The organism is Shewanella zhuhaiensis, assembly GCF_022484835.1.
GTDB lineage: Bacteria > Pseudomonadota > Gammaproteobacteria > Enterobacterales > Shewanellaceae > Shewanella > Shewanella khirikhana.
The window spans coordinates 1075894-1087848 of the sequence record NZ_JAKUDL010000001.1 but is presented as its reverse complement, the minus strand read 5'-3'; the positions used below and the strand labels follow the sequence as shown (position 1 = coordinate 1087848).

8 protein-coding genes and 1 riboswitch are annotated in these 11955 nt (G+C 55.5%); of the genes, 3 read left to right on the top strand and 5 right to left on the bottom strand.

All coding sequences use genetic code 11. The annotated features are described in order from the left end of the window. Positions 1-70: 70 nt before the first annotated feature. Positions 71-2074 (bottom strand): BCCT family transporter, encoded by a 2004-nt coding sequence (locus MJ923_RS04625; RefSeq protein WP_240590085.1) that lies wholly within the window; start codon positions 2072-2074, stop codon positions 71-73. Positions 2075-2502: 428 nt separating this feature from the next. Here MJ923_RS04625 and MJ923_RS04620 point away from each other — a divergent pair, with 428 nt between their 5' ends. After that, positions 2503-3870: a glutamine synthetase family protein gene (locus MJ923_RS04620; RefSeq protein WP_240590084.1), complete on the top strand. Its 1368-nt coding sequence runs from the start codon at positions 2503-2505 to the stop codon at positions 3868-3870. Between the two features lie 64 nt (positions 3871-3934). On the opposite strand, the gene MJ923_RS04615 is transcribed toward MJ923_RS04620, so the two are convergent. Continuing rightward, on the bottom strand, positions 3935-4513 hold the full coding sequence (locus MJ923_RS04615) for a thymidine kinase (protein WP_011759289.1): 579 nt from the start codon (positions 4511-4513) through the stop codon (positions 3935-3937). A gap of 153 nt (positions 4514-4666) precedes the next feature. Here MJ923_RS04615 and MJ923_RS04610 point away from each other — a divergent pair, with 153 nt between their 5' ends. Continuing rightward, positions 4667-6823 carry a M3 family metallopeptidase gene (locus MJ923_RS04610; protein ID WP_240590083.1) on the top strand — a complete coding sequence of 719 codons (2157 nt, stop codon included), beginning with the start codon at positions 4667-4669 and terminating at the stop codon, positions 6821-6823. A 126-nt stretch (positions 6824-6949) separates the two neighbouring features. Here MJ923_RS04610 and MJ923_RS04605 read toward each other — a convergent pair whose 3' ends face one another. The 3 genes from MJ923_RS04605 to MJ923_RS04595 all read right to left on the bottom strand — a co-directional run bounded on the left by MJ923_RS04605 (position 6950) and on the right by MJ923_RS04595 (position 10551). Further along, positions 6950-8512, bottom strand: a complete 1563-nt coding sequence (locus tag MJ923_RS04605; protein WP_240590082.1) for a Na+/H+ antiporter NhaC family protein — start codon at positions 8510-8512, stop codon at positions 6950-6952. A gap of 77 nt (positions 8513-8589) precedes the next feature. After that, a riboswitch (Lysine riboswitch) is annotated at positions 8590-8789 on the bottom strand. Between the two features lie 87 nt (positions 8790-8876). Continuing rightward, complete coding sequence (locus MJ923_RS04600) at positions 8877-9800, bottom strand: electron transfer flavoprotein subunit alpha/FixB family protein (protein ID WP_240590081.1); 924 nt, start codon at positions 9798-9800, stop codon at positions 8877-8879. A gap of 1 nt (position 9801) precedes the next feature. Next, positions 9802-10551, bottom strand: coding sequence for an electron transfer flavoprotein subunit beta/FixA family protein (locus MJ923_RS04595; protein WP_240590080.1), 750 nt, complete (start codon positions 10549-10551; stop codon positions 9802-9804). A gap of 952 nt (positions 10552-11503) precedes the next feature. On the opposite strand from MJ923_RS04595, the gene MJ923_RS04590 reads away from it, so the two are divergent. Beyond that, the gene (locus MJ923_RS04590; protein ID WP_126166296.1) at positions 11504-11899 is read left to right on the top strand and encodes an H-NS histone family protein; all 396 of its coding nucleotides are present in this window, start codon (positions 11504-11506) and stop codon (positions 11897-11899) included. The last annotated feature ends 56 nt before the right edge of the window (positions 11900-11955 follow it).

Sequence of the window (11955 nt, the reverse complement as noted above, 5' to 3'; positions counted from 1 at the left end):
GCTTCACGGCCAATCACGCACACACTAGAGATAAGGGCCGCAGCATAACGCGCAGCGGCCCGGGGCGCAATCAGCTGTCTTCGCTCACAGATTCACTGACCGACAAGTGCAGGTAGTGCAGGTATTTTTCGTACTGGGTCACGGCGTCGGCCTGCAATTGCTCAACAGTGTAGCCAAGCACATCATAGTGCTGGCCGCCATGCTCCAGGAACACTTCCACCCGGTGGAACACCTCTTCGCCATCGTCGCCATCGTCGCCAGCCTCGCCTTCTTCGGCGCCGGGCATGGCGACCTTGCTGTATTGCCGCAGCCTTAAGCCATACACGAAGTCCGGATGCTCATCGCTGGCAATCACCAGCCGAACCCTGTCTTCAAGCTCCACCACTCTGGCATTGACGCCCTCAGCCACCAGAGCTTCGGCCACCTGCCCCAGCGCCTCTTTGGCCGGTCCGCGCAAAAAGGCATTGGCATCATGGGCTGACGGCTGTGCCACCAGCACCTTTAAGCGCTCGCGCCAGTCTACGTTGGCTTTGGCGTATTGCACGCTGGTGTGGTGCAGCTGCACGCTGGAGAGCTTAAGCCAATCATCCTGCAGTGCTTTAAACAGCCCAAGGCAAATCAGCAGCATCACCAACAAAAACGGCATGGCACTGGCAATTGCAGCCGTTTGCAGCGCCTGCAAACCACCGGCAAGCAGCAGCACGGAAGCAACCACCCCCTGCATCAGCGCCCAAAAAATCCGCTGCCACACAGGCGCCGACATATCGCCGCCGGAAGTGAGATTATCAATCACCAAACTGCCCGAATCGGACGAAGTGACAAAGAAGGTCACCACCAGACACAGGGCCACCGCCGACAGCAAAGAGGTCAGCGGCAATTGCTGGAAAAACACAAACAGCGCCACCGACACATCACTTGAAACGGCCTCGGCCAGCACTGTGTTGCCCTGATGCAGTATCTGATCAATGGCCGAGTTGCCAAACACCGTCATCCACAAAAAAGTGAAGCCGCTCGGCACGAACAGCACCCCCAGCAGAAACTCGCGAATGGTGCGACCACGGGATACCCGGGCAATAAAGGTGCCCACAAAAGGCGACCAGGAAATCCACCAGCCCCAGTACAGCAAGGTCCAGCCACCGAGCCAGTCGTTTTTCTGCTGATAGGCGTAAAGGTTAAATGTTTTACCAACAATATCAGAGAAGTAAGCGCCGGTGTTTTGTACAAAGGCCTGCAGCAGCGACACGGTCGGCCCCACCAGCAGCACCACCAGCATCAGCACCACAGCCAGCAGCAGATTGAGTTCGCTAAGCCGCTTAACCCCTTTATCGAGTCCGGAAAACACCGAGACGGTGGCAATCAGGGTGATGACCACAATCAGCCCCACCTGCAAGCGGGTGTCGATGGGCACACTATCACCGAACAGGAAGTTAAGCCCGGCATTTACCTGCAGCACCCCAAACCCCAGCGAGGTGGCCACCCCGAACATGGTGCCAAGCACCGCAAAGGCATCCACCGCATGGCCGATGGGGCCGTAAATTCGCTCACCAATCAAGGGGTAAAGCGCACTTCGGGGCAGCAGCGGCAACTTGTGCCTATAGGCAAAGTAGGCAAGGCTCAGGGCCACCACCGCATAGATGGCCCAGGCATGAATTCCCCAGTGGAAGAAGGTGATTTTCATCGCCTCTTTGGCCGCTTCAATAGACTCGGGCGTGGCATCCGGCGGTGCTATCAGATGCATCACGGGCTCCGCAACTCCAAAAAACATCAGGCCTATGCCCATACCCGCCGAAAACAGCATGGCAATCCAGCTCTTGTAGCTGTAGTCGGGCTCGGCATGATCGGGGCCAAGCTTGATATCCCCGAAGCGACTCACCATCACAAAAACGATAAAAACCAGGAAGATGGCCACGCCCATTACATAGAGCCAACCCGCTTTGAGTTCCAGCCAGTGCTGCACGGCACCAAACCATTGCTGGGCCTGCTCTGGCCAGATGGCACCGAGCGCCACCAACAGGGTGATAAGAAAGAGAGAGCCGAAGAAAACCGGCGGATTAATACTGCGTTTGAATGTCATATTCAGTCCCTTGGCTAAGGAAGGTGCGAATAAGTCCTCGCACGGCTCTGGCGTATCAGCGGCGACAGCTCAGGACGTCGCGCCTTCCCATGGCAGGGCTCTGCCTCACACGCTGCCGATAGAAACAGCTGCAAATAATGGCCAGACCCTGCACAGATGGCTACAGAGGCGATACAGCATAACACAAATACACCTTAAATTGCGGGAAACACCCGATTTTTAAAGCAATTCCGCCTTGTTGATGAGAGCTCAGACGCCCCAAGCCCGGCAGGTCGACATGGTGCAATTATCGCCATTGCTGCCCATTGACTTTCGATACAGAGGCAAGAAATACTGTCAAATAAATAAAACAATACGTTCAATATCAATCCAAGTTTGTGGGAGTTCTGTGGTATCCCCGGCTGGGTTCCAGTCAATCCGAGGCCGCTATGCCCTTTGCCAAACCACAGGAAGCGATAGACTTTCTGGACAAACATCCCCAGATTCAGCATGTTGAAGTCTTTATCATTGACCCTAACGGCATCCCCCGCGGCAAACTGCTGCACCGGGAGGAAGTCTTATCCATGTATCAACATGGCCGCCCCTTGCCAAGCACCATTCTGGGCCTGACCGTCCAGGGGGATGATGTGGAAGATACCGGGCTGGTGTGGGAAGTGGGCGATGCCGACTGTGCAGCTTTTCCCATCGAAGGCAGCCTGTTGTTGCAGCCCTGGCGCACCCAGCCCACGGCGCAAATTCAACTGGCCATGCACCCTCAAGCAGGTATGCCGGCGGCAGTAGCCGATCCGCGCCTGGTGCTCTCTCGGGTGACTGAGGCGCTGAATGCCGATGGCCTTTACCCGGTTATGGCAGCCGAGATGGAGTTTTTCCTGCTGGATCAAAGATTCGATGCCAACGGCCGGCCGCAGCCCGCGATGCAACGCGACGGTCATCGCCCGAGCCAAACCCAGGTGTATGGCATTTTGGAGCTGGAGCAGTTACAGCCCTTCCTCGATGACCTGTACCACGCCTGTGAGGTGCAAGGCATTCCCGCCCGCACCGCAATTTCTGAATATGCACCGGGTCAGGTAGAAATTACCCTCGAGCACAGATTTGATGTGCTTAAAGCAATGGACGAAGCGGTGCGCTACAAGCGTCTGGTGAAGGGCGTGGCCGCAAAACATGGATTACAGGCCTGCTTTATGGCCAAACCCTTTAGTGAGTTGGCTGGCAATGGCATGCATATGCACGTCAGCCTCGCCGATGCCGATGGCAAAAATTTGTTCGCCAGCGAATCGTCCGAGGGTACGCCGCTGTTAACTCAGTCCATCGCCGGCATGATGGCGACCCTGGAAGATGCCCAGTTGCTGTTTTGCCCCAATGCCAACTCCTTCCGCCGCTTTCAGAGCGCAAGCTACGCCCCAATCGCCAAGACCTGGGGCGTGAACAACCGAACCGTTTCATTCAGGGTACCCGGTGGCCCGGCGCCCAGTCGCCATGTGGAACATCGCATCTGTGGCGCAGACGCCAATCCTTATCTCGCCGCTGCCGCCATTTTAGCGGCCTGCCATCATGGTATTCGCCAGCAGTTATCCCCTGGCGAGGCCATTGTCGGCAACGGCTATGAAGGAAAACATCAAACCCTTCCAACCGATTGGCTGTCGGCACTCTGCAATTTTGAGCGCTCCGAGTGGATGAAGTCCGTATTGGGTGAGGATTTCCACCGGATTTACGGCAGAATTAAACGCGCAGAATATCAGCAGTTTATGGCAGAAGTGGGCCAGCAGGACTGGCACTGGTACTTAACCCACGCCTGATAGTGGCTACCTAAAAAGCAAAAAGCGCCCGAGGGCGCTTTTTAGTTTCAGCACTGCTAAAGGCTCAGTCCCACACCAGCTCACTGAAGTGTTTGCGGCACATGGACTCGTAGCTCTCGTTGCCGCCAATGGCCACCTGAGCACCATCACGCACCGGATTCCCGGCACCATCACGGCGCACCACCATGTTGGCCTTGCGGCCACAAAAACAAATGGTTTTCAGCTCCACCAGCTTATCGGCCCAGGCCAGCAAATACTGGCTGCCGATAAATAGCTCGCCGCGAAAATCGCTGCGAAGGCCGTAACAAAGCACCGGGATATCGAGCTTATCCACCACATCGGTAAGCTGACGCACCTGGGTTTTGGACAAAAACTGGCTCTCGTCCACCAACACGCAGTGCAGTTGCTGCTGACTGTGGTGAGTGGCAATCAAATCCATCAGGTTATCTTCACTGCCAAACACGGTGGCGTCGGCCTGAATGCCGATACGTGAAGCCACCTTACCCACGCCATATCTGTCGTCGATGGCGGCGGTCAGCACCAGGGTATTCATGCCCCGTTCGCGGTAGTTATAGGAAGACTGTAGCAGCGAGGTGGATTTGCCGGCATTCATTGCCGAGTAATAAAAATAGAGCTGAGCCAACGCGAAGATCCCCTGAAAAAAATGCCGGGCTATCTTAGCGCAGCCCCAGCCCCAGTGCCAGTTCCCACAACAATTCAGACTTATTTAAGGCCGCCTCGTTAGCCTAGCCAGTCATCAAAAAACCACAATCACAACAACAAGCAGGAAGAAACCATGCATAAAAGCCTTATCGCCCTTGCCGTAGGCGGCGCGCTCTTGTTGGGCGGCTGCGCCCTTGGCCCGTCCGAAAGTGGCGTAAACAATGGCGATGTAGCCACCGCTGTCGCCGTCATTGGTGCTGACAACCCCTTCTTCGCGCCAAGCGCACTGCAATATCAGGCGCCCAACTTTGCCGCCATCAACGACAGCCATTTTGAACCAGCGCTGTTGCAGGGTATTGCCGAGCACAAGGCTGAGATCCTGGCCATTGCCAACAATCCTGAGCCAGCCACCTTTGAAAACACCCTGGTGGCCATGGAAAAAAGCGGCGCCCTGCTGACCCGCACCTCCAAGGTGTTCTATAACCTGGCGGGCACCGACTCCAACCCTACCCTACGCGCACTGCAAGCCAAGATGGCACCTTTGATGTCGGCTCACTCTGACGACATCAACCTGAACCCGACTCTGTTTGCCCGCATCGAAAGCCTGTACAACCAGCGCAACGACCTTGGACTGACCAAAGAAGAAGTGCGCCTGATTGAGGTGTACCATCAGCGCTTTGTGATGGCTGGCGCCAAGCTCACCGAAGCGCAGAAGACCCAAATCCGTGCCCTGAACGAAGAGCACTCCAAGCTGACCGATGAATTCCAGCAGCGCCTGCGTCGCCTGACCAAAGAAATCGCCGTGGTGGTTGACAGCGAAGCCGAGCTGGCGGGTCTGTCTGACAGCGCTATTCGCATGGCTGCCGCCGATGCCAAGGCCGCAGGCCATGACGGCAAGTTCCTGCTGTCTATCACCAACACCACCCGTCAGCCAGTGCTGGCACAGCTTGAAAACCGTGAACTGCGTAAGCGGGTATTCGAAGCCTCTGCCAACCGTGGCCTTGAAGGCGAGAACGAAACTGCCTCTCTGGTTGCCCGTCTGGCACAGCTTCGCGCCGAACGCGCTGCCCTGCTGGGCTTTGACAACTGGGCCAGCTATCGCCTGGCGCCACAAATGGCCGGCAGCCCTGAAGCCGTGTACGAGCTCTTTGGCACCATGGTGCCAAAAGTCGTGGCCAACACCCGCAAAGAGGCCACCGATATTCAGGCGATGATTGATAAAACCGGTGGCAATTTCGAGCTCAAGCCTTGGGACTGGGCCTTCTACGCCGAAAAAGTGCGTCAGGAAAAGTACGCCCTGGATGAAGAGAGCCTCAAGCCTTACTTCGAATTCAACCGGGTGCTGGAAGATGGCGTGTTCTACACCATCAAGGAACTCTACGGCCTGACCATGAAGCCGCGCCCGGATCTGCCGGTATACCACCCGGACGTGAAGGCCTATGAAATGTTTGATGAAGACGGCACCAGCGTGGCCATCTTCTACGCCGACTATTTTGCCCGTGACGGCAAGCGGGGCGGCGCCTGGAAGAGCTCCTTCGTGGACCAGTCCGGTCTGCTGGGTAACAAGCCAGTGGTTGTGAACGTGATGAACATCAAGAAGGCACCGGACGGCGAGCCGACCTTTGTCAGCTACGATGAAGTGACCACCATGTTCCACGAAATGGGTCACGGCACCCACGGCATGCTGTCAAAGGTGAAATACCCAACGCTGGCGGGCACCAAGGTATCCCGCGACTTCGTTGAGTTCCCATCCACCTTCGAAGAAGACTGGGCCGCCCATCCCAAGGTACTGGCCAACTATGCCCGTCACTATCAGAGCGGCGAGCCGCTGCCCAAGCCATTGCTGGACAAGCTGCTGAAGTCACGCAGCTTCAACCAGGGCTTTGACACCCTGGAGTACATGGCCGCAGCCCTGGTGGATTTGGAATGGCACTCACTGAAAGCCAGTGACAGCCTCAAAGACGTTGCCAGCTTCGAAGCCGCTGCGCTGAAAAAGCACGGCGTGGACATTGAAGCCGTACCGCCACGTTACCGCTCAGCCTACTTCGCCCACGCCTTCCCGGGCGGCTACAGCGCCAGCTACTACGCCTACATGTGGTCTGAAATTCTGGCAGCCGACGCCTATGCCTACGTGCAAACCCAGGGCGGCCTGAACCGTGAAATTGGTATGAAGTACCGCAAGGCCATCCGTGAAGTGGGCAACAGCGTGCCGCCGATGGAAGCCTACATCAACTTCCGTGGTCAGGAACCGACCACCGACGGTCTGCTGGAGCGCCGCGGCCTGAAGTAAGCCGCCACCTGAACCAATCAGCGGCCTGATACAGGCCGCACTTTGGTAAGTGAAAGCTCAGCCACAAAAAAGCCGCTCAATTGAGCGGCTTTTCTATTGTTAAACGTCTTGTAAACTCAGCGAGGCTCAGCCCTTCCCGGCCTTGATTTTAAGACCTATCACCGCCAGCACAAAAAGGGCTGAAGTGGTGCCAAATCCGGCCCACACCGACTCGGTAAAGCCCATCACCGTATAGCCCACCAAGCTGATGGCTGCCACAATCAGCGCATAGGGCAGCTGAGTCACCACATGATCGATATGGTGGCAGCTGGCGCCGGTGGACGACAAAATCGTGGTATCAGAAATGGGCGAGCAGTGGTCACCGAATACGGCACCAGCCAGCACGGCGGCGAGCATCGGCAACATCATTGCCGTGTGGCTGCCCATGGCCATGTCGGCGGCAATCGGCAGCATAATGCCGAAGGTGCCCCAGCTGGTGCCCGTAGCAAAGGCGGTAAGCCCGGCGAGGATAAACATCACCGCTGGCAGCAGCGCAAAGGGAATATTGCCGCTGGCAAGACTCGCCATAAACTTGCCGGTTTCCAGCTCGCCGATAATACCGGCAATGGTCCAGGCGAACAGCAGGATATAGATGGCAGGCACCATGGAGCGGGCGCCCTGGGTAAGCGCCGTGATAATCAGCTTGCTTTCAACCTTTTGCATTATGGCCTGCACCAGAGTTACCCCCAGGCCCACCAGCGCACCGAAGAACAGCGAACCACCCACATCGGTTTTCTCAAAAGCGCCAATGAGAGAAAACTCTTGATTGGCTTGGGCAAGCGCCGAGGCGCCGCTTTGGATCATAAAAAACAGGGTGGCGAATACCAGGGTGCCAATGGGCACGAACAACCCCGCAATACGGCCGCTATCGGCCTCCGGCAAGTCGGCACTGGCCCCCGGCGGTGTGCCCTTGGCTTCATCGTACAAATTGCCGCGCATAGCGTTTTGCTCATGGGCCTTCATCGGGCCAACATCCAGCCCCATAAAGGCCACACATAGCAGCAGTAAGAGCGCGAAGATGGCGTAGAAGTTCATCGGGATCATCTGGATAAACACCGACAAATGGCCCGCCTCACTCATGCCGTGGGTGGCAAGGATGCCGCCAATCAGCGCAATGATATAGGCGCCCCAGCTGGAAACCGGCGAAATTACGCATACAGGTGCGGCGGTGGAGTCCAGCAGATAGGCAAGCTTAGCGCGGGAAATATAGTAACGGTCGGTTAAGGGGCGGGAAATGGAGCCCACCACCAGGCTGTTGAAGTAGTCGTCGATAAAGACCACACAGCCCAAAAACATGGTCAACAGCTTGGCGTCACGCTTGCAGCGGATGCGCTGTCTGGCCCAATCGGCAAAGGCGCGGGCAGCGCCGGAGACGGTAATCAGGGCGGTGATCATCCCCAGCAGCACCAAAAAGCCGAGGATATACAGATTCCAGCTATTGAGCGCGCCATCGCTCCACACCAGATTGGTAACCCGGTGAGCCAAAAATTCGGCGCTGGCAAGAGGGGCAAAATTATTCAGCAGCAGCGCGCCAACCAGAATACCCAGGCCAAGGGACAAGAGCACCTTGCGGGTCAATACCGCCAGTACGATAGCCACAATCGGCGGCAATAGGGACAATGCCGAGTCGGCGTAACTTATCAATGTCATTGAAATATCTTCGTAAAAAACGAATGGAGGGCGACTGAACTGGTGGGGAAACGGCAAAAATACCCAAGAACACCTGTCCTATCAGTAGCGCTCCATAGTAAATACAACCTCTGTCATCCCGACAGAAAATACTATGGCAGTGCCGTTTCTTTCGATAACGACCCCAGCGGAAGGCGGTGATACACACATCCACTTCGGCGCCAATGCCCTTTCACAGCCCGTCAACGGCATCACCCTGTTGACTGTTACTGATGCTTGGCGCACCTCTACTCAGGACGCCCGTGTGCAGGCGTGCGGCACATAAAAACACAAGCGGCCCGGGGGAAGCTACCCCCAGGCCGCATATCGTGACCAAGATCACAAATTAAAGCAAGTCTATCAGCTTGGGCACGGCCTCAAACAGATCCGCTTCCAGGGCATAATCCGCCACCTGGAAGATGGGGGCTTCAGGATCTTTGTTGATGGCAACAATCACCTTGGAGTCTTTCATGCCCGCCAGATGCTGGATGGCTCCGGAGATACCCACGGCAATGTACAGCTGCGGCGCCACAATCTTACCGGTTTGACCTACCTGCAGATCGTTGGGCACAAAGCCTGCATCAACGGCAGCGCGGGAAGCTCCCACGGCGGCGCCGAGTTTATCGGCCAGTTTTTCCAGCAGGGCAAAGTTTTCACCGCTGCCCATGCCGCGGCCACCGGAGACGATAATGCCGGCACTGCCAAGCTCAGGGCGCTCGGATACCGTCAGCTCCTGCGACACAAAGGCACTCTTGGCGGTAAACACCTTATCCAGGGCTTCAATGGCGGCGCTGCCACCATTGCCGGCGGCGTCGAAGGCGCTGGGACGTACCGTCATCACCTTCTTGTCATCCAGGCTCTCAACCGTTGCCAGCGCGTTACCAGCGTAGATGGGGCGCACAAAGGTGTTGGCATCAACCACGGCAACCACTTCAGAGAGCTGGGCCACATCGAGCAGCACGGCAACCCGAGGCAACGCATCTTTACCCATGGAGCTGGCGGCGGCCAGAATGTGGCTGTAATTACCGGCCAAATCCAGCATCAGCGCGGCCAGGTTTTCACCCAGGTGAGCGGCATAGGCGGCGTTATCAGCCACCAGCACTTTGGCAACGCCATCGATGGCAGCGGCAGCGTCGGCCACAGCGCCACAGTTATGACCGGCAACCAGCAGGTGGATGTCACCACCTATAGCCTTGGCGGCACTCACAACCTTGGCGGTATCCAGTTTCAGGCTGGCGTTATCATGTTCTGCAAGGACGAGAATGCTCATATCAGATCACCTTTGCTTCGTTTTTCAGTTTTTCCACCAGCTCTTCAACAGAGGCCACCTTGATACCGGCCTGACGGGCAGCAGGCGCTGTCACACTGATAAGCTTCTGGTGTGCCTTTAACGTCACGCCCAGGGCTTCCGGAGTTACGGTATCCAGCGGCTTGCGCTTGGCTTTCATGATATCGGGCAGTTTGGCGTAGCGAGGCTCATTCAGGCGCAGATCTGAGGTCACAATGGCGGGCATTGGCAGGCGCACAGTTTGCAGGCCGCCGTCCACTTCGCGGGTTACCAGCAGCTCACCGCCTTCCACCACCACTTTGGAAGCAAAGGTCGCCTGAGGCGCGTCCATCAGCGCGGCCAGCATCTGGCCGGTCTGGTTGTTGTCACCATCGATGGACTGCTTACCCAGCAATACCAGCTCGGCCTGCTCTTTGTCCTGCACGGCTTTCAAAATCTTGGCGATGGAAACCGGAGCCAAATCGTCGCCGGCTTCCACATGAATTCCCCGATCGGCGCCCAGTGCCATAGCGGTACGCATCTGCTCCTGTACGGCCTTGCTGCCGACACTCACAACCACGATTTCGCTGGCGTGACCCGTTTCTTTGAGTCTTACCGCTTCTTCTACGGCAATTTCACAAAAGGGGTTAATCGCCATCTTGAGGTTTGCCGTGTCTACATCGGTATTATCGGCCTTCACCCTCACCTTCACGTTGGCATCGACAACGCGCTTTACAGGCACCAGTATTTTCATAGGGTTTCCTTCCTGCACCTTCTTTTGTTGGGGATGTAACCGCGGGCACCATGGCACCCAAGTGGTTACGCAATAGCGCAACTTTACGTGCTGTTAACGTAAACGTCAACCTGAGTCAAACGAGCGTTTGTGAGTTTGTGCATAGGCTCACTGGCCAGTTTTTTGAACACCACCATTACGCCTATTACATGGCAACAGATACATAGCACCTGATACATGGCGCCTGCTACGCCCGGCAGCCGCCGCAATGACACATGGGATGATGACCCCCGGCGGACGATAAGCCCGCAAATATCAACCTTGAGTAAAAGCCGACGTTTCCATGGCTTTCGCTACAGCCGCCCCAAAAGCCGCCGACCACAAATATAGAAGCTGGGCCAATAACAGCCAGTAAAGCTAGCAGTAACCCGCCGTGAACCAATAGCCATCATAGAAGTGAAGACTGACAGACAACGCAGAATAGAAGCAGGCTAAAACAGACGAAAATGAAATCGATGTCACAATACCAATTCGACTAAAGGCTAAGCAGACTGTTTTGGTCAGGTATCAAACAAATAACGCCCAAGCTGAAATATCAACAAATACAATATCCAATCAATTTATCTGTGATTATGTGATTAATTGTGTCTTGCCAAAGGGCATGCCTGCCCCACTCGTTCCATTAAAAATTCGTATTCAAGCAGGCCAATGACGACATCCAGGATTGGGGCAAGCGACTCTGACAGGATGAAAAGCTAAACCTGAGCAAAGTATCTATTGGAAAAAAGTGGCCTGCTTTTATCGCCAACATGCTCAATTTGACCCATTGGCTGGAGCAAAAAGCGGTCGAACTCGCCTATTTTGATGAATATCACTTAATAATTACGGTTTTTTAATTGCAGACTGATTTATTTATTTCTATTATTCTTTTCGATGTTCATTTTAGTTTATTAAACACGGGACCAAATAAACCATGAGCGATTTTCTTGAAATCCTGACCCACGGTCGTCGTCTGAAAGCTGCTGTTAAAGATCTGTCTGTTGATGAGCTGCGTGATCTGGCCGCCAAACTCGAAAAAATCATTAACGAGCGTGAAGCCGAAGCCGAAGAAGAGCTGAAAGCCAACGCCGAGCGTATCGCCAAGATTGAAGAAATCCGTAAGCAGATGGCTGAAATCGGTCTGTCTGTTGAAGATCTGGGTAACGTGGCTGCCAACAAGCCTGCTGGCAAAAAGCGCGCTCCACGTCCTGCCAAATACAAAATCGTTGTAGACGGCGAAGAAATTACCTGGACTGGCCAGGGCCGTATGCCTACCGTATTCAAGAACGCCACCGAGAAAGGCGCTTCTATGGATGACTTCCTCATCTAAGTGAATACTCAAATATTAAGGCCGATTTCATATCGGCCTTTTTTATTTGTGTGAAA